Below are 26,102 nucleotides of genomic sequence, written 5' to 3' on the forward strand. Positions count from 1 at the left end.
GCTAAATTCAGGATGCTCACTCAGGTGCTGAAACACCAAAGCGCACCGGGTAGGCCGGAGTGCAATGAAGGAAGGAATGAACCATGATGAGGTCTCGTTTTACACTTGTGACAGTGGCTCTGATCAGCTTCGCATCAGCTGCACATGCTAGTCAGTACGAAAAAAGCTCTGACTTGTTGGGGCTTGCAAGCAGGACGCTCCAGGTTGATGGAATCACCGACGCTAAAATTGTTGAGGTCGTAGAAAATCAGCTACCTACAGGTTTTGTATTTTCTTACTGTCTCAAAGGCTCACCAAGCCTCTGGCGTTATGAGGTTTTGAGCAGCGACGGCCCTGACTCACTGAAAGGTACAAGAGTTACCAAGTCGCAGGCCGTGGAAGCCGACAGCAAATCGTGCAATGTCGCAGGCTGAATCAAAACCATCACGTCTTGATAGCGCCCCACAGGAGGCAGAATTATGTGGGGTCGCCTAGCTGCACTGTCCATTTGCAAGCCGCAACCAACCCCAGCTATGGCCAGTGACCTCAACATCGCCTACTAGGCGCTCCCAATGACCGCAGCCCTTTACATACACCGCACATCCATAGCTGCGACTCAGAGGCTAGCGATGCTGATGAAAAAAATGGTTACCGCCTGCCAAACACCCTCCAAAAAGGGGGCTTTGCGGATGCATTAGTAAGTATATGCATTCGAAAATTGCTTACGCATTGCAGGTGCCGAATGGCCAATCCAGCCGTAACGGATTCATCAGCTCCACCGTTGTATGTTGTTTATCAGCCCGTTGTGCGGTTGCAGCGAAGCCATGCCACAGTGCATGCCTACGAGTCACTGCTGAGGGTTGGGCCGAACGCGGATGATCATTCGACCTTCTCAGTGATTTCTCAGGCAGAGCAAAACGGCACGATGCCCCTGCTCGACACTTTGATCGCGAGACAGGTTTGCGGCGACGCGTCGCGCATGCCCGGAATGCGGCTCTGGATAAATCTATCTCAGCGAACGCTGAGTTGCCCTGATGCCTCAAGGGACATTTCCGAACTCATACACCAGCACAATCTGGCTTGCCGAATCACAATCGAAATGACGGAAACAGCTGACGGTGACGAACAGTTGATAAATGAAAGCCTTCGATGGTTTAAAAATCAACAAATCACCGTCGTGATCGACGATATCGATGATGGCTACGCTAAGTCGCATCTGCTCCATTCCGAGCTTATTGCCGGATGCAAGCTATCACGGCGATCTACCGTCAGGCTGATGAATGAGCCGGGCTTCGTAGACACCGCCTCGAAGCTTGTGCGTTGGTGCAAGGCCAACGGAAAGTCAGTCGTGATGGAGGGAATAGAAAACGTGGTCGAGTATCGAATGGCTCGACAACTCGGCGTTGACTTCTGCCAGGGCTACTATTTTTGGCAGCCGATTCCGCTGTCTGAGGTTCCTGCTCCAGGAACGCGTTTCGTAGAACCTACGCTACCAAATCCAAGACACACAAATTCGCTATTCATACCTACCTACATGAACACCACAGGCTTGGAGTTGTGGGGGATGTAAAGCCAGCTCAAGCAGCTGTTTCAAAAAAGCCCGGTGATTGCCGGGCTTTTTTTGGATGTTTTAATCTTCGGCAATACGGTTTCGACGATGAATAAACTCCGCCATTTCCTCGCGAGTGGCGCGGCGCTGGCTTACATGTCCCATCGCAATTTCCGTCATGTTCTTGCGCTTCTGCCGCTCCATGACACTCGCAAGCATCGGCAGGGCTGTGGTGCCCTTCTCAAAGATGTTGCGGGCTTCATAGTCCACCAGCAGCGACTCGTATACAGGCAACGGTTTTCGATCAGCTGTACCGAAACGCACCACATGCTGCCACCAAAGACCTCGGAGGTTTCGAGCAAGGACACGCTCGTAACGCGGGTCGATCAACGCAGACATGCGAGTGTAGATGTCGAAAACATTGTCAGCGTGGATCGTGGCAAATACGCTATGCCCTGTTGAAGCGGCAAGCAACGCGGCATTCGCAGTCTCCGAGTCTCGGATTTCGGAGACAACGATTGTCGTCCGGCTTTGGCGCACACAGTCGCGAATTGCTTCGGCGAAGTTCTCAACGTGGGTTCCGATTTCGCGCTGGATGATGGAGTGGCTGGGGTAGATGACCTCGATTGGATCTTCCACCGTCGCGATCTGTGACGCACGTGGATCAAGGCATCCGATGGATGCAGCCATGGTCGTGGATTTGCCGGAGCCCATCCTACCTGCAAACAATGTCAAGCCAGAGCCTTCAGTCAACTCACGGATGATGTTCCAGTCAAGCTGTAGGTCATCACGTAGGGATGGGATTTTTAGGGGCAGCGCTCGCATTGAAATGCCCCAACCCTTCTGAGAGTTGGCCATACAGCACCGGAAGCGATTGCCCAGCAAGTCCGTTGTGTAGTGCGAGCTTTTCAAAACAGAGCCGCGCACTTTCTCTGCATAGTTGCGCTGAAAGAAATCCTTCCAGACTGGCGGTGTTCGGCCAAACGTAGTTGCGCCGTGGTAGTCAGTCGTCTCGACATAATCGTCAGTGAGCAAGATGTTCCTACCGGCGTTCAACGCCCTTGTTAACTGCTGCTCATCTACGACACCTGCGTTCAGTCCGTAACTCACATTACCCCCTTCAATAAAGCGTGACTGGCCCGTCCAACAACGGATCAAGCGAGTTCCTGTGTATGGCGTGCTCGACGAATCGCTTGGCACCAAAGCACTCATCGTCAGCTTTGTTGGGCTTTGCGAATTCGAGCAGGCATGCGTTTTTGTAAGCACAGCCCTGGCATTCTGGATTGCTGTTACGGGTCACCTGTCGCCTCATATAAAGGCGCCGCTCCCGTGAAACCAATATGTCGTGAAAGGTTGTCTGTGCCTCCAGGATGTTCCCGAAGCTGTGCATGTACTCCTTGTAGCCGTCTTTGTAATTCGGCAGCACAAAATCACCATTCGGCAACAGAAAAAGTGTCTGCCCACACATGTTGCTCATCGGCGAACGCTTCGAGCGATCTACGGCGAAATGTGCCTCACCTATTGAGGGCGGGTTCAGCCCCTTGTACTTCATTGAGTACCAATGATTGAGCATGCCAATCATGAAGTCGTTGAAAGCTGTCATGGTTGGAGCGTATCGCTCGTACTTGCCGGCAACTGAGTTCTGCTCGTTCAGCATGAACGGTAGCCACCCGGACTCACAGATGCCTAAGTCCGAGAGTATTTCCAAAGTGCTCACGTGCCCCTGCTCAAGGAGGTCGGCATTCACAACGCTAATTGTTGCTACGCGCAACCCTCGGGAGACAGCTTCTTTGACTTTGGCTTCCCACTTGCGGACATAGGATTTGGAGCGCATCGAGCCGTCATAAGAAGTTTGGATGTACCCATCGGTGTAGCGATGCCAGAGGGGTGCCCATACGTCCAGATCAACGCCAAGAAGTGACGTGAGCATTACGTGCTTGACCTCATACCCCTTTGACTCGGGGAATTCCTCAGCCATCATCAGGACGTACTGCTCGAAGTATTCAGGGCCTGTGCTGGTTGGCTCACCACCGTAGTTGTAGACGAGTATGACCCGGCTTGGAGGCTGCACCTCATCCCAGTATGCATCGACCTTTCGGCATACTTGGCGCATTTGCTCGATGCTCATTGTCTCGGGGTCTCGTCGCTGCTCCAACGACAAGTAGCAGTGCTTGCAGTTGTAGGGGCATTGAAGCGTAGGCATGATCGTGAACACAAAATATCCATTCTCAATCGTGTCTGGCACATCGGCCTGGAATTGGCTAGCGATGAGGCTCATCGTGGCCCCCTTTGCGCACGACCAGAACCGGGTTGGTCAGATCCTTTTTAGCCAGTGCCGGGCCTCGGTTCAGCAAGTGATCCGTTACGTGATAGTGGTGCTTATTGCGCTGCAACGCTTGCTCAAGCAATTCTTCCTCAACAGTCCGCTCGCCGCTTCCGGGGCCTTGTTTCTTTTCCAGGGCCGCTATTGTTTCAACGCTGAATAAGCGCCGACCATAGCGCCATAAGAGCTTGGCTAGTATCGGAAAGATGGAAAAGAATCCGGGGTGCGCTGTGCCTTTCGCTGGGTGCTTCTTTGGTGGTGCCATTGTTCAGCCAACCGCGATCAGATGGGCGGGCAACGCGGAATTGCGCATCATTAGAGCCTGCGGCAGAACGCCTTCCTCCACGCGCTTACGAGCATATTTGATGAAGGTTTTAAACCCAGGGCACTCACCCTTTCCGTTCCATTGCTCATGAAGAACACCGCAGTTGGCCCGGCAAATAAGTCGCTCGTCACATGTGCGGCAAGCATCAGGTAGTCGCGTCGCTTTCATCACCTCACGCAGGTAGCTGCGTGAGGTCAATACGTCGTGGACAGTGGTCGTGAACTCGACCTGGGTGGCACCGTCTTCGCCAACAACCTCACGCGTTTCAAACAAATTCCCATGCGAGTGATAGTCGTTGGTGCCGCCCTTCTCGATGCAGCTGATCGTCCGGCCATCGGAATCGATATCAAGTGCGCCATGCACAATCGGGCACACCACATCATCCATGGGCTGATCCTGGTGAACCGCCATCAGCCAGGACTCGCATGGGTTGATCCAAAGGTCGGGGATTCGCTCGCGATTTTCTATGTACCAGTCCAGCGCATCGCAGTAAAACTGTGCAGTCTCGCTGTGCTTGGGCTGCACAAGTTTGGAGTTGAGGTCACCGTCGCCGCTGGGGATGAAGAATCCGAAATGCATCTTTGTGAAACCCAACTCAACCAGTTCCTCAATCATCGACGCGGCTCCAGCCTGTACCACTGGCTTTACCAGTGCCGTGGTCACCGAGAAATCTTTGGGGCCGGGTAGAGAAGAAAGTTTGGATTCCGCAACCAGCGTCCGAACATTACGCCGCCAGATTTCTTCTTGCTTGCGCTTGTTGAAGCGGGTGCTGCGCTCGTAAGAGGTCGCCACCTTGTCAAACATCCTCGCCACGTCGAGCGCTTCTTGAGTCACGAGGTTCGTTACGATGCTGAAAGCTACTTCCTGCGGAATCTCCTTGAGCATCGCCTTCGCCTTTGGAAGGGCGGCTTTGAAAAAATCCACGCCGAGCATGGAAGGTTCGCCGCCGATAACGTGGATATCCACGAAGCTGTAGCGGCGAGAGAACTCATAGTCAGCTTTCATGTGATCGACGATCCCTTGCACTACGTGCAGGAATTCATCCTCACTCATGTCCGGCGATTTATCTTTCTTGTCAGAAAGAATGTAGCAGTGGCTGCACCTGAGTTGGCAGCGCCGAGTGACGTTGATCTGGAACAGGAAAGAGGTACGGCCCATGCCTACGTTAGATAATCCTGGCTGCATTACTGACTCCCAGCATGATGAGTGAATGCCGACAGAACATCATCTGCGCGACCAAGGCGCACCGCGCCAGATTCCGCCTCTCGGGCTAAGCCGACTTTCACGCCTAACGTGGAGTCAATGAACCTGGAGGTGGGTGTGGTTATGTATAGGGTTCGGGCCTGTACAAACTCAATTTCATCGTTATTGAAACGCAAGTGACAAATCTGCTCCCTTGCCATCCGCCAAAGCGGATTCGTCATCGGGATGTGCTGATGCTCTCGGCTTAATGGAAAAAAGATAAGGTCGTTGCACCCCTTGATGAAGCCGGCACTGGACTGCAAGCAAATACCATTGAGCAACCAGATTCGCTCGCTTGAGGCACAACGCTTGATGAGAGCAGAAAGGGCTTTCATGTACCCATCTTGACCTGACAATCCTTCGATATGGTCAGCCAGGACACCAGCAACAGAGTCATCGAAACTGTTTGTCGTTTGTGCGAGCTGGTAACCCCATTCTTTATGAGGCCAGTCTCCAGTACCAACTGAGTCAGGCGACAGCAAAACACGCTTCCCATCGCTCGCCAGCACGATTGCCAAAGCCATCGAAACAATTGGATCGTCGCCAACAACCACCGCGTCGAATACCTCTTTGCCGTAGAGGCTTTCTCCAAAAGTTCCTAGGATGCGCATCATGAGCGCTATAGGCCCCATGCCTGCCGGTGCAGTCCGATATGCATCACGGAACTGGTACTTCTTCAGGATAATTGAGTTCATCAACGCCAGTTCGGGCCGTACTTTTCTCTGACTCGTGTGCGCATCACGTTTTCTCTGTACCCGAACTGACCAACCATGGTGTACCGAGTCTTGGCGCTGGTTATCTTTGTGACACGATGCACCCAGCGGGGATTCGTGTTGATAGCCCACACCAACGTCCCGTGATTAGGCGTGACAGACGCCTTGATCGAGACTGACTCTGGATCACGCAGAAAGCCATGCTCATCTACGTCACCCTCTCCCAGCTGCAACATGCCGCCGTCTTCCGGCAGCCACACGTCGTCACTGAGGTAAACCATGCAAATCAGGTGCATCGGGTCATAGCTATCGTGATGCCAAACCATCGAGTCCCCCTTCTTGCCACGCTGCAACATGCAGTTGGTTCGAGACCAATCTCCCATGTGCGATCTTATGTGCTGTGTCGCTGGCCCTAGCCCCAGCTGTTCCATGAACGCCAGATACACAGGCGGCACTAGGTGATTCTCCGAGGGGTTGTCAGACTCCCATTCAGCGATATCCGGGCTACCCGGCCTGTCCTCAAGGAACCTGTCGGACTTAGCCTCTGCAAGTAACCGATCAGCAACGTCTAACTCGATTGAGGATACGAAAAAACCATCACGGAACAACTCATTCAGTTGCATTTACTCCACCTCCGCAAACTCACGCTCAGCAGCCCTGGCCAAGCCTTCAAATCGGGCGTTTTCATGACGCGTTGCAATCCGATGCAACCATTCGCGGATGTGCTCCGTTCCATGCGTGCGAATGGCCTCATCAATGCGCTGAAATAGGGCTGTCCAGGTCATGCAGTGATACGACTTGCCGTGAACACCATTCCCCTGCGCAATCGATTCGAACATGCAGCCGCCATGGCAGGACTTGTAGAATGGACATGAACGGCAAGTTACCGGCGTATTGGAGGCTCGGCTTGCGTACACGTTGATGGCTTCGTAATCCCAGGTCTCAGACAGGGCGTTGCCGATTGGCGCAAGTCCCGCATCGGCCATTTCAAGGCAAACGTAAAGATCACCATTGGGCTCGATATTGACGCTCTTGCGAGTACAGTCATTTTGGAACGCACAAGCGGTAGCCTGGATTCGACCAAGACCGCTGACTTCCGATACTCGGGCCTCGCAAAGCTGGTAGAACGGTTCAACAACCACTGGCAACCGTAGGAACCAATCGTCAAAGAGGCTGACCATGCTGTCGCGAAACTGCTCTGCCGTATTCAGCTGTACGGCCTCAATTCCACCCCTGAAAATGGGCCTGAACGTTATCGCTCGTCGTGACCTCACGGCTTCTCGCAGATGCTTTCTTGCGTCGTCCACTTGCCCTGGCTCCACGACGTAAATCGCGCCGGGCGTGCTACGCGCTCTTTGCAGGTACTGATCAGCCGACTTCCAAATTAAACGATACTTTTCAGCATCACCCTTGATCGTCCTGGAAGCAGTAGTCAGGTCAATGCTGGTTCCAATTCGACCAGAAAACTGATCGTAGAGCCTCGCTGCTTTGCGTTCTGAGAGGATGAGGTTGCTTTGGGCGCCCACTGTGCATCCCATCTGACTCTCGGCGCAGACAGCTTCGACGATACGGATATGCTCATCTAACTCATGCTCAGGCACCATCGCAATTTCCCCACCCAGAAACTGCGCCGTAACATGCGTAAATGAGACACCAAGCGCGGCTTGTGACGTGCCCAGGATGAATCGCAAAGCTTTTTCGAGGCCGGCAGGGCTGAGGCGTTTATCAGGGGTCTCCTGCCAACTGCTGCAATAGGAACAGTCGGCGTTACAATGCTTTGTGAGCCGTATGTGCAAGGTCAGCGGGTTAACAGGCATGGTTCACCTCTTGAGCTTCCCGATCTGTCATGACCTTGAATGCGAACTCTATCAACTCGTCATGGCGACCCTTTCCAGTGATAAAACTGCTTTCACCAAGCTGCGAAGTGACGCTATCCAGCATCTTTGATAGACCCCAGCCCTTTCCTTCGACGATCCGTGCCACATCCAACAATGGGAAATTGAGATAGTGGAAGTTGCGGTACACGATGTGCCGGAACAGTTCTTCGCCTCCCTCAACCGCAGCCCTTTCCAGCCAACTCGCGTCTACACGAACGTGCGAGCCTATCGCGTCATAAAAAAACAGGCGCTCAGTCCAGGTCTTGCCGTGGATCAAACCATCGGCCATTGCCACAATTCTTGGCCTTCCGAACTGGGAGAAGAAGCCCTCGTAATCCGAAGCGAACTCGCTTTCCAAAAGCTCGGATTCAGACCCGAGATTAACAAACGAGGCGAGGCGCTGTGCCTCCAGAGCCCCACGACGCTGACGACGCTCCACCATTGTGAGGTATTGGCTACGGTCACTGACCGTAAGTCGAGTTTGGGCCTTGGCGAACTCCCAAACCCTTTTTAATCCTGCGCAATCACCATGCGATATGAGCCCCGCCATTTCTTTTGGCAATTGCTTGTGCCAAGCCCATCCTCCAGAGCACACCACAGCGAATTCACACGTACTACACGCTTCATAGGGCATTGAGTGCCGCAGACGCAGTTCTGGAGTGTTGTTGAAGATCGTCTTGGCTGCGAAAGACACGTCCCGCACCGAAAGTGTTTTGGTAGCGAATGAGCTTTCCTCGCCGGTAAAGCTGCTGTTGAAGGTCACTTCGCCATTGGGCTCAACCTCAATGTCGTATGTGTCGTTTCCAGGATAATGGTAGTGCGTCAGGGTTCGGATCGACGATTCCATTTCCACCAGTGGACTCAACTCCACATGATCGGGGAGTAGCTGGCGCAGGGCGATGATGAACTCGGATACTTCGCCATACGTGCAGTTTTTTTGAAAGTACGCTTTCCCCGAGCCAGCTGGATAGAGCATGTCGCAGGTTACGTCAGTGATACCCTTGGGTATGAAGGTGTCCACAACGAACTGAGGCCCCTGCTCGATGACGGCCTTGCTCATTGTAATGCAGAGGGTTTTACGCTTAATCCCTGTGATGGCTTCCAACGTCTGCAAATAACGGGGCAATAATTTGTAATCTTTTTTGAACCGATTGGTATCAGGCTCCCAAGGCACGAAAAGATCGATACCGTACCCATACTGCTCGCCCATGCGGTTGAGCAGGCCAATGTACCCGGCGTCTTTGAAAATCAGGTTCGTACACCAGATCAGCGCCGCCTCGGCGTCATAGAGCGCATCCCACCTCGCCATTCGTTCAAGCGTCCATGGAAGATTCCTCTCCCAGAACGCGATGGGCATCATCGTCAGTTCGCCCCCAAGCAGCTCGATGTTGATTTTGCTGATCTTTCGATCCGCGTTGAATAGTTCCTCAATACGGATGAATGTCTCTCGGTAAACGTCCTCCGCCATCTGTGTTTTATCACCCAGCAATTCCGGAGTGATGTAGCAGTGGTCGCACCGCAAATTGCAGAGCCTGGTTGGCGCGATGCACACGTTGAGCATGTCGAGCGCGTTATGCATAGGTAATCACCCCCTTCGCGCTGACCGACACTTTGTCTCCAGCTTGCACCCCATCCGGGACGCTTGCGCCAATCACAACAGGAAGCCCCTTCGCAGAGGCGTGCTGCATCAAATGAGAGGTGATAGATCCACGCGCCGCAATCACAGCTACGGCATTCTCCAGGCACGGCAAGTAGTCCATGCTGCATCGATCCAGCATGAGGATTCCACGCCGCGAGCCATGGTTAGGGGTTACCAACTCGCCCGTGATACCAGCCGCAGGTATACGCCACACGCCTCGTGCAGGTGTTGTGCCTAAGCACACCTGTCGAATAGTTTGAGGATGGTGAACAAAAGCTGTCGAAACCCCACTTTCGAAGGGCTCCCAATCCCCAAGCTGGGTTTCTAACGCATGCATGAGCTTCCGCTCTTTTCCTTCGATACACAGCGCTCTGATCGCCGGGTGAAGTGATGCCAACCGCGCACTGATGAGAATACTTGTCACATCCTTGATCCACTCAGTTGGAGTCACCGCATTAATCACTGCCGAAGGCCACTCTTCGTTCACAAAACTCTGCTCAGTGGCCGTCGCGTTGTATCCAACTAGCGGCATCACGCCAATGCCCTGCCACGTTGGGAGGTGTCCATGTTTTAGGGCCATGCCGAGCACAGATGAGACCAGTGCGCGAGGTGAGCCAAGCCAGTCCTCTTTTGCACCGCTGGCCAGCCTGTAGGTGGCGATGCGATTCATGCGCCCCAGGGTCTGTGAAACGTCTCGCAAGGCAGCGACAACAGATTCAACGGATACCTCGCACGCACTCTGCGAGAGCGCAAAGCGAATGTACTGATCCACCCATTTCAGCAGGTGATCTATCTGCACTAAGCGAGGTTTGAACCCAAGTGACTTCAAGTCTTCGATGTAATCGAGTTTTGAACGCCAATTGCTGGCGACCATAGCAAACCTGCGGTGGCCGTAAGCGACGATATGTCCCGGCGCAAGTGCTGAAACAATGGCAGCGGACAGGGCATCTGCATGGGCTGTAATTACTTCAACCACCCGTATGTTTGCCGCGCCCCGAAGTCTGATTTCCGCGCATGCGCGGGTATTTTCGATGTTGACTTGCAGGATGGTGAGCCTGCCTCTACGAGAAAGGGCGAACTCGATGACACACGCGCCGATTGTTGTGAGGTCTTGGAGTGCCAAGGCTGCATTGCGAACAAGCTTCGGCGCACGCTCGGCGTCCCATAGCGGGAATTCGAAAGACTGGGCTGCTCCTTCGCCAGAGGTTACATCCTCAGCGGTGCCAATGTCGCAGATCACCAGCGAGCATTTGTCGTTGCTCTGTAGCTGGATGACCCCGTACCAAGCGGCATTACAGTAGGGTTGTACAAGTGCCGCGCCTTCAACTCCGGCTAGATCGAAGGCATCCAAAACGCCTGCCACGCGATCAGGTATGTCAGCGCTTGAGCAGACGAACGAGGGGTAGATCCCCGCAGTAGAATTGTGATCCTTTGCCTCGTCTACCATTGCCGAACGCACGATGTAACTACTGCCACGAAGCTTGGCGCGATGTAACGCAGGTATATCTACTCGCTGAACGACGAACCCAGGCTGTACTCGGTAGCCACGCTGATCAGCAATATTCAACAGCGCCGCTTTCTGTGGAAGCACCGGGCTGTACTGAGAGAAAGCATTGATTTTGGGTCGAGCGCGCCACATAGCAAACAGACAAGCAGAGGCGAAAGCCGCTAAACAGCTGATTTGGAAAATCCAGTATGGCGTTTCGAGCTGAGGATAATCACTTCTGCTTTGGAGGACAGCCGCGCTTATCGCGACGACTAAGGTCGCTTGGATAGTGCTCCGCAGGGGCTGGTTGCGCCGAAGCAAGGCAACAGACCCACCAAGTATTGCACCGAGCAGGAGTGCAAGCACAAGGCCGTGGCCCAATACTGCTCTCCCAGCATATCCACCCGCCGTTCGTATCGAATAAGCAGCCTTTTCCTCATCCGTGTCGAGGTCTTCAACCGTCAAAAATGGTTCAGTAAGACTGGCAGCAAGCGTGAACCGGCCAAGCCAAGGTATTCCGCGTCTCGCCAGATACTCACCAGCCAGCAGCGAGTGATAGGCAGTGCGGCGATCAAATGCCAACCCTATATAGATTTTGGTTGGATCAAGGGTCGCGACGAAATCTTCCAGCCCACCCTTCGCTACGTCTGCCATCGGCAGCCTGTGGTAACGCTCCTTGAGGAAGTCCACACCAATTGGCCAAGGCCGTTCGCTAAAATCCAGAAACTCTACGTCAGGCCGGTTTAAAACAAAGCGCTCGGCATCTTCTACTGACACGGTTTGGTTATCGTTGTGGTACGTGTCGAAATATGCGGGTTTGATCAATATCTCATCAGGGTTTGGCATGACGTAATGAACATCAACCCCGGCTTTTACAAGCAGATCAACGATGATGGGGGTCGCGCCAGTATCATTAGTCTCGAAGCCGACGACGAAGACCTGTTTACCCAGCAGGGAGAGAGACAACTCCCGGTAGTTGGCCACAAAGTCGGCGAGTGAAAGCGTCTTATTGCCAAAAATCCAACCATCCTTCACAAATTCGCTGTCAGTGGTCACGCCCATTACGAACGCGGAGGGGTGCGCCTCGATCCAGGATCTATATTCGGGAACAGGTACAGTAGAGCCTCCAATTGCGATACCTCTGTCTACCAACCCCCACCCATGCTTTGATAGCGCTGTGGTTCCACCCTGTAAAAATCCAACGTTAAGCCCGAACCTTTTAAGAGCTGCAACAGCAATAGAGGCGGCGATACCGCCGTACTGGTCAACGAGAACAACTCGTCCACCGAGGTCATTCACAGCCTTGATGAGCACATCCTTGTCGCGCCAAATCTCGTTAGCTGATAGCTGTCCCGTAGACATGAAAAGGCTTGGATAGGTGCTGATTTTTAGCGCCTTGAAATGCCCCGCTTCTAGACCTGCCATGAACTCTGCGGGTGTGACGGCCTGGGCCGATGCAGACTGCTCACCAATTTCCATGAACGGGAATGGGATTTCAGTAGACAGAAAGCTGGAATCAGCATTGGTAAACAGAGCAGCCTTGTTGGACTGATCCTGTGCGAAGTCTTGGAGCAAGAAGATCCCCGAGGACACCAGCGCCAGCGCAGCGACCAGAGGAATGGCTCCCTGCCCCTTGCGCTTGTAGCACCAGAAAGCCGCAGCAGCTAACAGAGCAACTGGAAAGGCCATTACGCCAAGCAGCCCGATACCCGCCGCCCCTACTGCGATTGGGAACGCGTGGGCTACGCCAGGAGTCAGGATTAAAGCCAGGGCGAATGCGCCTACGGGATATCTCATTTTGGAGTGCTCTGGAGTATGCGCTTGACCCGATATGCACTGGCCTTGAGCCGTTGCATGTAGTCATAGGAGGCAGGCGTTATTGAGAGGCTTTCTGGAGAATTCAAAACAGATGAGGTTTGTGCGTTCGCCGCGTTCAGAACTGCCCATATCAACAGGTCTTCGAACTTGAACGATATCTCCAGCGATGACTCACCGAAGCGGGAGTATTCGTTGGCAACCCGCAGGGGGGCCGATTCCCACGCAAGGGCGACCGCTAAGGCATCCTTGAGATATATCGCCAGGGGGTGGTCGCCTCGCTCAGCGATGAAGGCATGCACAGCGCCCGGCTCTACCTCTACGGTGTGATAATTACCGGCAACTGAATGGGCGATGATTGAAGACGCTTCACGGAACGCACCTACACCACCCTCAAATTCGACTGAAATGCCAATCCTGTCGTAGAACCAAAGCCGCTGCCTAGGCGACAAGCCAAACAGCTCGAAGTCGAGCACCACTACCCTTTGGGCATGTTTAACCGCTTCGAAGAATCCCTCGTAGTCTTGAAAGAACTTTGCCTCACTCAGCGTTGCAGCCGCATGCATTGACTGGACAATTCGCCGTGCTTTACGAGACCGTCGCTCATCACCGTACCGGGTCACTCCCAGTGGATCAAAGTGAGTTGCAGCCTCCTGCGCCCACAATTCAAAAAATCCAGGACATGAGAACCCATTGCCCTCAGATTGCCCCATGTACCTCTGAACAACACCGGGCTCCAGCCCTTTATGCGGATACCACCCTGCATTACATGCTTGGAGGTATTCGCAGTCACGGCAGAAGTCGTGCTCGAAACTGAGCTTGTTGTCCAACTCTGAGCTGTTCCCCCAGATAATTTTGAGAGGTGCGTTTTTATCGGTTACATGCAGTCCGACATAAGGCCGCACTGCCTCTGAGCCCGTCTGATTAGGGTTAAGGGACAGGATGCCTCTCTGATCCCAATGGTACTCGTAGGCATCGTTTAATGTGTTCTGAGACCGCGAGAGGGTGCGCAGCGACTTCCTCATATCGTCAAGATGGTCAACCGTTAGGCCATATGGTTTTCCAAGCTCGGTCAACTCTGCGATAAAACGCGCCACGTCAGCGTACAACGGCTGGTACTGATCAAAATATGCTTTGCCAGATCCCCACGGGAACACCATGTCGCATGTCACGTCAGTGATACCGCGCTTCACAAATGTGTCGATGATGTATTGAGGGCCGAGGTTGATGATCCCCTGCCCCATGATCAACACAAGGTTGAGCATGTTGCAGTCTCCCAAGGCCTCTATGCGGCTCAGGAACTTAGGAAAAATGGCCATGTTGCGGCCGAAGCGCCCGCTCTCCGGCCCTTCGAAGCTGATCGCGATATCCATGGCAGGATGGTGCCGGTAAGCGCGGAGCAGTTCGAGGTAGCGCTCGTCCTTCCACATGAGATTGCTACAGAAGGTGAATTCTGTCTGGATGCCGGCGTCGTTCAATTCCGTGATTCGGTCGAGTGTCCAAGGCAGGTTGCGCTGCCAGAACTCGAAGGGCATCAGAGTTGCTTCACCCCCCAAAACATCCAAATGCAGATAAGTCACGGACTCATCCAGGTGGAATGACTCAATGATCACCTCAACGCAACGACGGTAAGTGGCCTCATCGATGTATTCCTTGACCCGCAGCAGCTCGGGCTGGATGTAGCAATGCTTGCAAGCCATGTTGCAGTTGAGGTTCGTAGAGATGGTCGTGCTCATCATCTCTATCGAGCGGTTTCGGGGGAGGCTGAAATTTTCGATCTTCATTCCCCATGATGGAGGCAAGAAGACCTTGATTTCATCCGTACCCGATGCACTTACTTACTGCTGCTTCAATGCTGGTGCGGACTATCAGGAACGCGTTATGCGCTAGGAGTTCGTTCGACTCAGAAGGCCTGCAATCCTGCTTTCAGATTTGATGCGGATGAGATTTGGGCCGAGCACCGGGGCGGACTCATCCAAACCATCAAAATTCTCTGCGTGCCGGCGATTCCTCATCACCCATCGCAACAGCTCTGCATTGTGGTCGGCTGCAATTAGAGATTCCCCAATAGCGCCTGCCTCGACACTGGCCGCACCCGAGAAAAGAATTGTGGCCAACGGATCGAGAGGGTTTTGGTCACACCATTCCCATACAACATCTTTCCCCATCGTCAGGCTGAACAAGTCGTCATACACATAATGCTCGACGACCAGTCGCTGTTGTGTTGGAGGTAGCGCGAAGAAATCCCCGTGAGCAAGAATGCTGGGTATACCGACCGCCTGATAAGCCCAGAGGCGCTGGATGATCGGCTTATGCCCCACATCGTTGCTGGTCATCTGAATGCGGCTCTGCTCATTCTGCTTGAGCCACGCTGAGAATGGCTGATCAACGCAAGATGACTCGCAAACGATGTCGCGGCGCTGAGCCCTAATGTCTCTGCTATGGCGAAGCCTCAATAACGCATCGCGATGAACCTGCAAGGAACGATCAAAGCTACCGTAGCGTGACTTGATCTTCTTCCAGAGGTTTTTGTAACCAGGGCAATCCCCGGAATCCCATGCACGAACATCCTGCGGCGCTGCGGTGCGGTAGTGATACCACCCGCCTGCGCAGTGGGAGTGAAATTCGCACTGGAAGCAGTAGTCATGGTAGGCGGAGAGTTTGTTGTCCAACTCTTGAGTGTTGTCGGCCAGAACCTTCCAGCTCCAATCCGGGTCGTCGAGAAAAATCAGCCCGCTGCCCAATGACGCCTCGCCAGTCGTCTGGTTTGCATTGAACGTTGTGAGTCCGTCAGGCTCGATGGCTAGGTCATATCGAAAATTACCAATGCATTGATAACTAGTGCCACGGAAAACAGCACTGCTCATTTCATCAGCGGGCGTGAACGTGATCCCCGTTGGAACCAACTCGAAGAGGCGCATGAGATACGCGCTCATGCGCTCGAACTCAACCATGTTCGGCTGCCAGAATGAGCGACCTGACCCGTAGGGACTGATCATCTTGATCGAGAAATCCTTGATCCCGAGAGGCAGGAATGTTTCCAGCAAGTATTCTGGGCCAAGATCAACGACCGTTCGAGTTAGGATTACGTCCAGTATTTTCTGGGACACGTTGGCCTCGCGGACAGTCTCCTTCCACCGATCAAACAAGGCCATATTCTTGCCGAACCGATTAGTCTCAGGCTCCCAAGATGTGTACAGGCACATTTCTGGACGCTGCCCATAGCGCTCGAAAAGCTCAAGATAGTCCCGCCGCTTCCGATCATCGGCGAAGATGAGGTTTGAAAGGACGTTGATTGCACCGGGCGTCTTTAGCGAGCGGTTAAAGTCGGCGCATTGGTCGAGCGCATATGGCAGATTTTCTTGCCAGTATTCGATGGGCAGGCTGGTAATTTCTCCGCCGATCAACTCCCACTCAACTTCCTCAAGGCCCTTATCTAGAGCCAGCAATTCGCGCATTCGAGGAAATATCGCTTTGAACGTGTCTGGCGACATAAAGGCCTTGTTGCCAAGCTCTTTGGGGTCGATGTAGCAGTGCGTGCATCGCCGATTGCACCACCGTGTCGCGGTGATGCTCACATTAGCTTGATTCAACGTTCGCGCTTTATGCACAGCTGGACTCCAAAAGTTGATTCCACATACCTCGCCCCCCAGCGCATTCGCCTGAGCCGTCGGTTACAGGTACGTGGGAGGGGCCACCCTTGCAGTAAGAAATGTGCTCACAGCCCTGACAGGGAGAAATGCGCTTTCTATCAGCGATGATTCGAGCCTTCCTCTTGGGTGACCGCAGTATTTCATCCATACCCTCGACACCGACATTGCCAAGGAACGTGGCTGACAGATCTGAGTAGAGAGGGTTTGTCGTTACTGTCCCGTCAGGGTTCAAGGTAAGAAATCTACTTTCACACGCAACGTTGAACTGGTTGTTCAACTGCCCAATTTGCTGCTGAAAAGCACCGATGGTGATGCCGGCGTCTAGAAACGCAGCCCCCCACCTCGACTCCATTTCGTTTAGGTAAGCCCAGATCGATGAATAGCTCGCAGTAAGCGGCAACTGCGGGACGCTGGCAGCCGTATAGGAAGGCTGACTTAGAAAGGATCGGAAATCCACGGAAACATCGAACTCCCAAACCCTACATTGAGAACCCAGAATTGCCGCGGCTAATGAATCGACGCCTGCCTGGATGGTTTCGATGTTCAACTCAACGTTCACAGGACAGTGGATACCTGAATTCCAGAGCTTGTCCAGGCCTGCGAAAAAGCGCTTTTGGTAAAGGCTCGCGTCGCCAGCGAGCGTGTATTTCTGTGCATGCGCGTATGTAGTTTCTGCACGCCCCCCGAACTCATGGAGAGTTAGGTCGATCAACCAATTGGGGACGTGGAAGCAATTTGTAACCATGGTCTGGTCGGCATGCGGCAATACCCTTCTGGCTACCGCGCAATACTCGTTCATCGCCACACGGCCTACTACGGTAGGCTCCCCACCCTCCCAAATGAGAGTGACAGGTCTACCCTGCCAGAACATCGACTCAAGAAAGACCTCAAGTGTGTGGTGAGGCAGCCTTTCCATGGCTGATCTATGATCTTCGGTCAGGTAGCAACGCTTGCAATCGACATTGCACTGCCGCGTCACATTGATAAAACCAACTGCCTCTTTTGCGTCCATCACGCCCTCGACGCGCCCTGTCTCCAAAGCGCTACAGTCCATCAGCCAACGGCGATAATGATGTTGTTGGAAGACGCTGGTTGCGGCTCAGCTACTGGCTTTGGACGCTCAAGACCAATCTCACTGATCGCGCCGCCCGCCTTCAAGATCGAGCCAATGATGCCTACGAATTCGGCGCCAGCCAGTGCAGCCACCTTCCCATCAACACCGATCGTCTCAGCAGCGCGAGTTGCACCGACAGAAGGACTCACCACGCCTCGATCAAGATCGACGAGGTGCTTGAGTTGAGAAACTGAGCTGAGTTGATCCCAGGCCGAAGCCAGGTGATCTACACCGCCGAAAGCACTCGATACCGCCGCGACGAGATTTTGTGCGAAGGCAACTTGAGCTTTGCTTGGCGTGAATTCTTCTGTGTCTTCGCCTTCGGTCTTCGGCAGGTACTTATCGAGAACCGCGTGAATGCTATTTTTCAACTCGTAGATCATGCCGGCAGCATCGGCAAGCCCGAGACCAGTCATCAAACTGGTGGCCCGGATTAGGTTAGGTACTGGAGTGCGCGAGTCGAGTTCTTCTTCGAGCATTTTCCGGCGAGCTGCACGCAGCTCAGCATCCTTGAGTTTCAGTGCCCCTGCCAGCTTTTGCACCTCACCCTTGAAGTAGTCGTCCCCACCCAGTTCCCGCTCAATGACGTGATCAAGGCGAGCCTTGATGTAATCCATGACCTCAAGCGGCACCTCGTCGGTGAACAAGAGTTTCATTTCATGGTTGTTGGTAATTTCTTTCGGCGTGTGGCCCATAGCAACTGAGAACTTGTACTCAACGTAACCGTCCACAGGTGTCAGGCTGAAATTACCGCTGCTATGCGTGAGCCAAAGCGCAGCGTAGCGCTCCAGTCGATCCACATAGCCTTCTACGCTCGCAACAGATGACGCATCGTTTGGAAGCATCAAACGAACATTCAACCCTTGAGCTTCGGCTTCTTGCAAAACCAACACAGGGTCAATTACGCAGGTTGGCCCAACATCGATGGTTGTTCGACTCAGCGTCCCGGTAGCCAGCAGAAGACTGAAAATAAAGTCGTCGTGAAGCATTCCAGGATCGTCGTCACTGGCACGCGCTTTCAAACCTAATGACAAGGCATCCAGTGGGATGCGTTGCAACTCGGTGTCGCATTCGACAAGGGCATAATGAACGGTACGGGCGAACTTCGTCGTCGCATCTGCGCGGACGGCTTCGGATTGTCTTTGGAAAACTGCATCCAATTCGGATGCAGTCTTGCCAACAACAACCGTCTGCTCTGGCGCCCTACCATCTTCTGGCGACAACTGCTCGGGATCAACAGTCTGCACCACGGGCGAATCTCCGAGGGTCGTGCTCACAATTACCTCCACCCACGCGAGCCGTGGCATGCGCCATGACAAGCCCCGTGACATGCTGTGTGGCAATAACCCCATGCACCAATGTCGGTGGAATCTCGGTCTTTTGCAGTCGCAGTTGCGGCCAGGAGCAGATTATCAATGCCCGAGGCTTCGTTGCTGACTACCAAATCCTTGAGCGCATCCTGATACTGATCGACCACAGGCTTGATCGGATTCAGCTCCAGCATTGCCCTGTAACGCTTGATATCAGAGTCATTACCGAGTTCGGCAACGGTTTTGTCGATGGTGATCTGCGTCGTTGCCTGAGAGTGCTGCGCGAACACAGCAGCACTCACAGCCAGACCGACGAGAATCCGGTTCACGGCTTTGCCCTTCATACCCCTTCTCCTGTTCTTATGTGGCCTTGAGGCCATCAATTCACCCTGCAACAGCAATAAGGCCTGCGCTCTCAGCTGACGCAATGCAGGAGTTCAATAGCTTGAACGCCTGAAAACCACCAGCACACTCGCCAGACTCATCGGTCTTGGGTGTCGCCATACAACCACTGGAACAGATGGGCTTAAACTGACAGTCGTGACACGATAGCTGTCGCTCTTGCCGAGCCTGTACCAACCTTGTTGCCTCTACCACCGCAACGCCCACCGCGTTGCGGTTGCTCACCTCAGAGGTAAGCGCAGTGCAAGCCGAGTAATACCCCGTTTGGTCAAAGGTATGGAAACGGGTGTCGCACTTCCCCGACAAACAACCATATCCACCCGTCAGGCCGCTGCGCAGACGCTTCACGCTGTCGATCAGCCCATCAAGTGGAGAAATGTTAATCGGCTGCACACCAGCACGAATCTCACGCGTGAAGCGCATGTAGGCCACTGCGAACCGGCCAATCCACAAGCTGTACTCATGATTCGAGACGCCGAGCCAATCCCAGTTGGTGATCGCATAGCCTGTACGCGTCAGCCGCTCGAAATGCACCAGCTTGATGCCCTTACCAAGCAGGAAGTCGATGAGGTCTCGGGGATTTTTAAATCGCTCAAGCAGAAGCTTCGTTGTAGTGATGACCATGTAAGGGGAAATCCCCATGCGTTGCAACTCAACTACCTGCTTCCAGAACGCGGTCTCGAACTCAGCGTTGGTGTCAGGTCGCCCCTTCTTCATCATGCGGATATCAACGTCCCACGAAACCCCAACCTGGGAATCGAAAAACTCCCGGTAAAGCTCTGCCCAGCGCAGGTCGAAATTCATCAAGTTCGTTTGAATGCTGAATTTGATGGTGAAATCTGACAGCGCTTGCCGAAGGAAAATGCACACCCTGCGCAGGAATTCCACCCCCACAAGCGTGGGCTCACCACCGTGGAACTGAAACAGCAATATCTGTCCTGGTCGGGCGAATTCACGGACTCTGGCAGGCATGGCCTCGATATCTACCCACTGCATCCGCTTTGGGTTGTTCGGTATGAAGCAATGGGCGCAATGAAGGTTGCAGGCCTCGATCAAACGCACATAAATCATCTGATCGAAGTCTTTTGCTGAATCACTCAACGAATACGCTCCAGCCCGTATGTGTATGGGTCAAATGCTTTATGGCCTGCGGCGGTAAGGTAGGCGGAGGCATGCTGCCGGCCAATAGGCGTATCCACGTATGAATGGACGTGGTGCAGATGAGAACGATAGCCAGCGCACTCACCGCTCCCCGTATGGACTTGGTGATCAGTTATAGGGCAACCAGAGCGGCAAAAGCTTCTGAATGGACATGCCTTGCAGTGGTTGGCAACGTGCCCGATCATTTGCACTTTTATCCAATCCCGGCGCACAGCGCTGGTCTGAAACGCGTCAATGCCGTCCTGGGCTTTCGGCCACTTTTCCTGCTCGTACTCGATCCTATCGGGGCAGGTGTTGAGGGAGCCATCTGGATTAACGACAAGGAAATCGCGCTGGCATTTACCGCCCCACCGCTCCCCTGGTTGACCGTGGAGCACGCCACCTATCGATGCGGCGACAGCGTTGTTCGCAACAAAGGGCTTCCCCGCAGCAATATCAGCCATCCCTAGGTCAAACAACGCTTTGAGAAATTCGCTGTGCTGCTTGTTGTCTGGCCTGTCGGCGCCGGCACCGTACCCGTTGTAACGTTCGATACTGAAATGGTCGAAACCATTGGCCTTGAACCATTCATAAACCTTTTGGGGTTCAGCCGTTTCGTTTGTAGTCGGAACCATGATTGGCCCAACGGTGATGCCGTTGGATCGGGCTAGATCCACCTTGCGCAACCACAAGTCCACGTACTTATCGTTGGAGCCGTTGATGGTGCGACCAGTGAAATCCAGCGATGAGCCGACGAATGATCCGCACCGCTCTTGGATGAACTTAATGTGACCCTCGCGCAGCGGGATGAGGCTCGTTTGAACTGTTTCCTGGATCTGGAAGCGTGCAAGTCCAGCTCTCACGCGATCTGAGTACCAAAACAACGTCTCAGGACTCAGGCTCAGCGGCTCGCCACCATGGTAGAGGATTGCTATCTGTTCATGGCCTTCGCGTAATGCCAACTCATGAATGAGTTCCAGAGTGGCATCGAGCGTTTCTGGGGTCATCCGCGATTTATTCGCTCGAACATCCTCGGGCAAATAGCAGAAATCACAACCTACGTTGCAGTAGTTCGTCGGTTTCAAATAAACAGTCAGCATCAGGCAGCTCCGAGGGTTGCTTCGACGCGATAACGTGCCGCTACTGGGTCTATACCCAGTCGATAGAGAACTCGATCAGCTTCACCAGTGGCCACAGATTGCTTGAGTCGGTCGAAGACCATTTTCCACGACTGGCAATAAGCGAATTTGCCACCCATACCTCGCTCAAAAAGCACAGCATCACGAGCGCAACCGCCCTGGCACTCTTGGAAGTGTCGGCAGGTTTTGCAGTCAGGCGGCTGGTTGCGAGCACGGCCTATGATTTCGCGTGAGGCAGGCGAAGAAGCCAACGCAGGAACCACATCGGCACCACTGTAAAACTGCACCTGGATCGGTTGAGCTGCTACCTGAACTGCACCTGTGAGGATGTTTCCAAAGCGATGCGCAGGGTCGCCAAGGTCGCTGAACTCTGAACAGTTGAATACAGACCCATCGGGATCGATAGTGAGGAATTTTCCACCACACGATTTAGTCCACGGACACAAGAGCGTGCGGAAGCCAGCAACCTTGCTGAGCATCTGATCGAGAGGTGTGATGTTGAAGCTCGGCACTTCATCGATCCAACGGTTATACAGATCAAGCAACATTTGCCCGTAGGTGGCAGGCTGAATGAGCATCCCGGCAGACCTCGCCCTCCCCGCTGGATAGGCGTAGTTGAAACGAATATCGAACCCGTAGCTCCCGTAAGCCTTCGCTCGGTCGTACATCACCTGGGCTCGATCAGCAGCACCTTCGTCATACACGCCGATCACCAACGGGCGGAAGCCGTCGGCAATTACGTCATCCATAGCTCGCCAGAAAACCCTGTCGTATGTCCCAGCATTCCCCTTGATCGTTCGGTACTTTTTGTAAGGATCGAAGCTGGTCGAAATCCGACCTTCGAAAACATCTTCAAATACGCTTTTCCATCGTGCTTTGTTGTAGCCAAGCAGGTTTGTTTGGATGGCGAAATTTAGGTTGAGACCAATCGACTTGGAATATTCCGCGCATGCGCGGAAAAACTCTGGCCCCATGAGCATTGGTTCGCCACCGTGCCAAATCCAGTCAACCTTCGGTGTGAGGTTCCCCTGGAGGCGGTTCGCAATCAGCTTAAAATCGTCGAGTGTCCAGCGATCAGCACCATCAGGTGGCGCTGAGCAGTAGGAGCAATCGGCGTTGCACTCTTTTGTTGGCTTGGCGATGACTACCGAGTAAGGCATTGATCGTCCTCAGTTCGGGTAGTAGCAAAAAACATCGACAAGCGAGTCGAGGTTCTGATAGTCGGCGGCAAAGCCTTCGGCAACAGCGGTGACAACCCAGTAGTTCCCACTCGAAGTCAGTCTGTAGTTGTAACCATAACGGCCAACGAAGTTCGGATCATATGAACCCGCATAGCCACCTCGCATTGCGCCGGGACGTAATGCGCCCTTCGGGGTGCCACCGGCACCACACGCCGGTTTGCTCACCAGCCATCCGTCACGAACGATGTAAGTGCCGATTTGCACGAAGTTGGGCATGCTGTCCGACAGCAAACGATTGCCTCGGTTACGAACAACTACATCATCAACGGTGAGCTTTTGACCTGCGGGTATCACAATCTCACCGTTCTGGGCGCTCAATGTGAGGCTGCCAGACTGGGAGCGAAGCGTTGGATTGGCCTGAGTGAAATTGATATCACCCGCTTCCTCGATCTTCTGCCCGCCCATGTACAGGGAGGTGCGCATGCGGTTGTCTTCGATGTTTCCGGTAGCAACACGCGTCAGCTTGTTGCTCAGTGCCGGCTCGCTACCTGGAATCCCAATCTTGGAAGTAATCGTGTGCGAACCGGCGGCGGTTATCTCAGTGCCTGCAATGCTGTTCACTAGGTAACCGTCCCAGTCCTGAACAGCCGCCTGGACGACACTAAAAGACTTCGTGTCGCAACTCGTCGTGATAGCGTTGTTGTAGCGGTTTGTGGAACCTACTGCGCTCAGGTAACCGCCAGTTTTGAGTTGGGTAATCGCGTTAGTGCAATTGGCGCCGCCCGGCCATGATGCTGTAGCCACACGGTAGCTGCGGGCCGCATCCATGATTGCGGTCGTGTCCTCGGTCGTCAGATTCGCACGACGAAGATTCAGTTCCTCCATCATGTTGGGAGTCATCAGCGCCGCAATCAGGGCCATAACAGCCATCACTACGACTAGCTCGATTAGAGTGAAGCCTTTTTGTCTCCCGGCTTTAGAAGTGTTCCCTTTGTACTTCACCATCGATTTCATCTAATCGTCTCGCCGGTCAATAGTCGTTTCTGGTGCTGTACCCAAGCAGGGCCAGCGGTACTGCGGGCGGGCGTACCGACAATGATCCGAGTACGCGATCCCGATTCCTCGGTTTCGTACCCCTCCCAACCGTCAATGTGAACATCCAATTCAACCGCGACGGTGCATGTCCTTTCAGTCATCTTGAACAGGTACGGCCTATCAAATGGGTTATTTGTAGGGAGGTCGTAATCAGTGGAAAGCTTCGCTTTAAGGGTCGTTACGTCAGTCCACCCCGTGTACAGCGCACCGTAAAAGCTGTTCACCTTGTAATTGGAAGGATCGCGGGAGGTTGATGCAGGCGTGACCCGCACCAGATCACATGCAGCAACGATTTCCTTGGCCTGCGATACCGCTCCCTTGATCTTTGCGTTGCGTATTGGCTCCATGATGTAGGGCACCATGAACGCAAGAATGATGGCGATGATCGCCAGCACCACCACCATTTCAATAGCGGTGAACCCCCCCTGCCTCCGATCCATCACATAGTCATCCGCATGGTCATCATCGGCACATAGAACCCCAGCGCAAACAGGAGGATCGAGCTGATGAGCACCAACATCGATCCTCGTGACATGGAGTTAGCGATCTTCTCGGAATACTGAATGAACATTTCAGTCAGGGCCTCCGATAGGTTGGCGAGGATTGCGCTGCGCCCATCAATGTTTTGCTGGTCGAACCCTTTGAGGTTCTGAGAAATGATTTTTGGCCATTCCTCACTATCGAAAACCTGGCCCAACTCACGTCCTTCCTTGTTGCGCTCAAGCGCTTCTTCGTAGAGCTGGCGCTGATGACCTTTGGAGCGTTCGAGCATGAACCGCAAGACTTGCGGGTTAGTGAACCCGGAAGCTGTAAGAAGCCTATAGGTTTGAACAAACTCCAAGCCGCGCTTACAACGGAGCCGGTCATCAAACAGACTGAAAAACGGCCAACGACGGATGCTTTCCCACACACGCATGCGGAACACGAAGCCGACGCAAAGCGCGGCAACGATCAGTGGCCAGTAGGTCATGTAGAACCACTCCAACCACATCAATATGTGGCTGAGAACCGTCGGAGTGATTGGAAATTTCTGCTTGTACAAAAACTCGCGAAGCATGCTCCCGCCGAAGATCGGGAAACCGATGCCCGCAGAAATGCCCACGAAAAAATTGATCGCCGCCGTTTTCATCGGCTTAGCGAATTCCTTCTTGGTCTTCATGCGGTCACGCAGCACTACACCTGCGCGCTTCAACGAGTCCGCAAGGTTGCCGGCCCGATCACCGGCATCCGCCAAAAGGATTGCTGTTTCATCAAAACGCATGAGCTTGAGCCAATCCGAAGCTCGCTCACAGCCACCAAAATCGGCTTGGTTCATTCCGAGTTTAGCGAGGTCTACAGATTCCAAAATGGCGCGACCGGGCGTCCGGCCTGCCTCAAGCTTCGAGGCAATAGTTACCAGCGCCAGAACCTGTTCAGTCAGTGGAAGCCGCTTCTCAGTTAGCGATGCCCTGATTGCGCCAAGATGATCAACCTCTACACTTTGAACGTTCCTAGCTTGGAACCCGGATTTGGAAATGGCTTCCTCCCTGGTCATTGCCTCAACTGGCTTAGACAGGACGCTGCCTTCCTGCCCAATATATTTGATTACGAAGTAAGCCATTCCCGCCCCCTACTTAGTTGCAGCGGTACGCGACAACGATCTGGGCGCTGGTGCCAGACACTGATTTGACGTTAGGCGCTGCGGTCAGCGAGTCCTTGAGGGCAGTCGCCAGCTCGGTGTCTTGAAGGTCGAGCGGGTAGGTCACGGTAGCGGTGTTGCCGCCCGAGGTGGTAACGCTCCAAGTGCCACCGAACACGGTTTCAGCCGGAGCACCACGCTCTACGAGCTTGTCGTATGTGATAGTAGTGTTGTTGCATTTGTTGGACATGGTGACCAGACGGGTAATGCCCGACGGGAAGTCCTTGAGCAACTGCGTCTTCGCCGCCTGTACCTTGGCGTCTTCCTTGGATTGGAAAAGGCCGGAGGACATGACACCGATGATCAGCGCAAGGATAGCCAGAACGACGACCAGTTCAACGAGTGTGAACCCGCCTTGTTTCTTCTTGACCTGGGCTGGCGCTGGGCGCAGGGATGCGCGGTCAATTTGGGATTCAGCTACTTCATGTTGCATGGATGCTCT

23 protein-coding genes are annotated in these 26,102 nt (G+C 53.7%); 3 read left to right on the forward strand and 20 right to left on the reverse strand.

Annotated elements, in window-relative coordinates:
* Nucleotides 1–83: 83 nt before the first annotated feature.
* Entirely contained in the window at nt 84–413 is a 330-nt protein-coding gene (locus tag ASC85_RS22665) for a hypothetical protein (RefSeq protein ID WP_057451442.1), read from the forward strand.
* A gap of 308 nt (nt 414–721) precedes the next feature.
* Nucleotides 722–1,549 (forward strand): EAL domain-containing protein, encoded by an 828-nt coding sequence (locus ASC85_RS22670; protein WP_082534445.1) that lies wholly within the window; start codon nt 722–724, stop codon nt 1,547–1,549.
* Between the two features lie 60 nt (nt 1,550–1,609).
* Here ASC85_RS22670 and ASC85_RS22675 read toward each other — a convergent pair whose 3' ends face one another.
* Nucleotides 1,610–2,638, reverse strand: a complete 1,029-nt coding sequence (locus ASC85_RS22675; RefSeq protein ID WP_236712392.1) for an ATPase, T2SS/T4P/T4SS family — start codon at nt 2,636–2,638, stop codon at nt 1,610–1,612.
* Between the two features lie 10 nt (nt 2,639–2,648).
* Nucleotides 2,649–3,806, reverse strand: a complete 1,158-nt coding sequence (locus tag ASC85_RS22680) for a hypothetical protein (RefSeq protein WP_057451444.1) — start codon at nt 3,804–3,806, stop codon at nt 2,649–2,651.
* Here ASC85_RS22680 and ASC85_RS22685 point away from each other — a divergent pair.
* On the forward strand, nt 3,796–4,014 hold the full coding sequence (locus tag ASC85_RS22685) for a hypothetical protein (RefSeq protein ID WP_156395695.1): 219 nt from the start codon (nt 3,796–3,798) through the stop codon (nt 4,012–4,014). The two genes, ASC85_RS22680 and ASC85_RS22685, sit on opposite strands and share 11 nt — an antisense overlap.
* A 105-nt stretch (nt 4,015–4,119) precedes the next feature.
* Here the strand turns inward: ASC85_RS22685 and ASC85_RS22690 are convergent, their stop codons facing one another.
* From ASC85_RS22690 to ASC85_RS22775, 18 genes are all read right to left on the reverse strand, one after another.
* Nucleotides 4,120–5,334 (reverse strand): radical SAM protein, encoded by a 1,215-nt coding sequence (locus tag ASC85_RS22690; protein ID WP_236712393.1) that lies wholly within the window; start codon nt 5,332–5,334, stop codon nt 4,120–4,122.
* Between the two features lie 26 nt (nt 5,335–5,360).
* Nucleotides 5,361–6,113 carry a hypothetical protein gene (locus ASC85_RS22695; RefSeq protein ID WP_057451446.1) on the reverse strand — a complete coding sequence of 251 codons (753 nt, stop codon included), beginning with the start codon at nt 6,111–6,113 and terminating at the stop codon, nt 5,361–5,363.
* On the reverse strand, nt 6,113–6,754 hold the full coding sequence (locus tag ASC85_RS22700) for a 2OG-Fe(II) oxygenase (RefSeq protein ID WP_057451447.1): 642 nt from the start codon (nt 6,752–6,754) through the stop codon (nt 6,113–6,115). Before ASC85_RS22700 ends, ASC85_RS22695 begins: the two co-directional genes overlap by 1 nt.
* Nucleotides 6,755–7,948 carry an SPASM domain-containing protein gene (locus ASC85_RS22705; protein ID WP_234831353.1) on the reverse strand — a complete coding sequence of 398 codons (1,194 nt, stop codon included), beginning with the start codon at nt 7,946–7,948 and terminating at the stop codon, nt 6,755–6,757. It abuts the gene before it with no gap.
* On the reverse strand, nt 7,938–9,587 hold the full coding sequence (locus ASC85_RS22710) for a hypothetical protein (protein ID WP_057451448.1): 1,650 nt from the start codon (nt 9,585–9,587) through the stop codon (nt 7,938–7,940). Before ASC85_RS22710 ends, ASC85_RS22705 begins: the two co-directional genes overlap by 11 nt.
* Nucleotides 9,580–12,822 (reverse strand): PEP-utilizing enzyme, encoded by a 3,243-nt coding sequence (locus ASC85_RS22715; RefSeq protein WP_162254888.1) that lies wholly within the window; start codon nt 12,820–12,822, stop codon nt 9,580–9,582. Before ASC85_RS22715 ends, ASC85_RS22710 begins: the two co-directional genes overlap by 8 nt.
* Nucleotides 12,823–12,926: 104 nt before the next feature.
* Nucleotides 12,927–14,684 carry a radical SAM protein gene (locus tag ASC85_RS22720; protein WP_236712394.1) on the reverse strand — a complete coding sequence of 586 codons (1,758 nt, stop codon included), beginning with the start codon at nt 14,682–14,684 and terminating at the stop codon, nt 12,927–12,929.
* A gap of 150 nt (nt 14,685–14,834) precedes the next feature.
* Entirely contained in the window at nt 14,835–16,406 is a 1,572-nt protein-coding gene (locus ASC85_RS22725; protein WP_236712395.1) for a radical SAM protein, read from the reverse strand.
* 145 nt (nt 16,407–16,551) lie between these two features.
* On the reverse strand, nt 16,552–17,613 hold the full coding sequence (locus ASC85_RS22730; RefSeq protein ID WP_057451537.1) for a radical SAM/SPASM domain-containing protein: 1,062 nt from the start codon (nt 17,611–17,613) through the stop codon (nt 16,552–16,554).
* A 41-nt stretch (nt 17,614–17,654) separates the two neighbouring features.
* Nucleotides 17,655–18,992, reverse strand: coding sequence for a hypothetical protein (locus tag ASC85_RS22735; protein ID WP_057451452.1), 1,338 nt, complete (start codon nt 18,990–18,992; stop codon nt 17,655–17,657).
* Between the two features lie 2 nt (nt 18,993–18,994).
* Nucleotides 18,995–19,369, reverse strand: a complete 375-nt coding sequence (locus ASC85_RS22740) for a hypothetical protein (RefSeq protein WP_057451453.1) — start codon at nt 19,367–19,369, stop codon at nt 18,995–18,997.
* A 40-nt stretch (nt 19,370–19,409) separates the two neighbouring features.
* Nucleotides 19,410–20,528 (reverse strand): radical SAM protein, encoded by a 1,119-nt coding sequence (locus ASC85_RS22745; protein WP_057451454.1) that lies wholly within the window; start codon nt 20,526–20,528, stop codon nt 19,410–19,412.
* Nucleotides 20,525–21,667, reverse strand: a complete 1,143-nt coding sequence (locus ASC85_RS22750) for a radical SAM/SPASM domain-containing protein (RefSeq protein WP_057451455.1) — start codon at nt 21,665–21,667, stop codon at nt 20,525–20,527. Before ASC85_RS22750 ends, ASC85_RS22745 begins: the two co-directional genes overlap by 4 nt.
* On the reverse strand, nt 21,667–22,866 hold the full coding sequence (locus ASC85_RS22755; protein ID WP_236712396.1) for a radical SAM protein: 1,200 nt from the start codon (nt 22,864–22,866) through the stop codon (nt 21,667–21,669). Before ASC85_RS22755 ends, ASC85_RS22750 begins: the two co-directional genes overlap by 1 nt.
* Before the next feature lie 9 nt (nt 22,867–22,875).
* On the reverse strand, nt 22,876–23,901 hold the full coding sequence (locus ASC85_RS22760) for a type II secretion system protein (RefSeq protein WP_057451456.1): 1,026 nt from the start codon (nt 23,899–23,901) through the stop codon (nt 22,876–22,878).
* Entirely contained in the window at nt 23,898–24,422 is a 525-nt protein-coding gene (locus ASC85_RS22765) for a type II secretion system protein (RefSeq protein ID WP_057451457.1), read from the reverse strand. The genes ASC85_RS22760 and ASC85_RS22765 overlap by 4 nt, the downstream gene beginning before the upstream one ends.
* Nucleotides 24,422–25,582: a hypothetical protein gene (locus tag ASC85_RS22770; RefSeq protein ID WP_057451458.1), complete on the reverse strand. Its 1,161-nt coding sequence runs from the start codon at nt 25,580–25,582 to the stop codon at nt 24,422–24,424. Before ASC85_RS22770 ends, ASC85_RS22765 begins: the two co-directional genes overlap by 1 nt.
* 13 nt (nt 25,583–25,595) lie before the next feature.
* Complete coding sequence (locus ASC85_RS22775; protein WP_057451459.1) at nt 25,596–26,093, reverse strand: prepilin-type N-terminal cleavage/methylation domain-containing protein; 498 nt, start codon at nt 26,091–26,093, stop codon at nt 25,596–25,598.
* Nucleotides 26,094–26,102 lie beyond the last annotated feature (9 nt).

This window comes from Pseudomonas sp. Root401, assembly GCF_001425105.1.
Classification (GTDB): domain Bacteria; phylum Pseudomonadota; class Gammaproteobacteria; order Pseudomonadales; family Pseudomonadaceae; genus Aquipseudomonas; species Aquipseudomonas brassicacearum.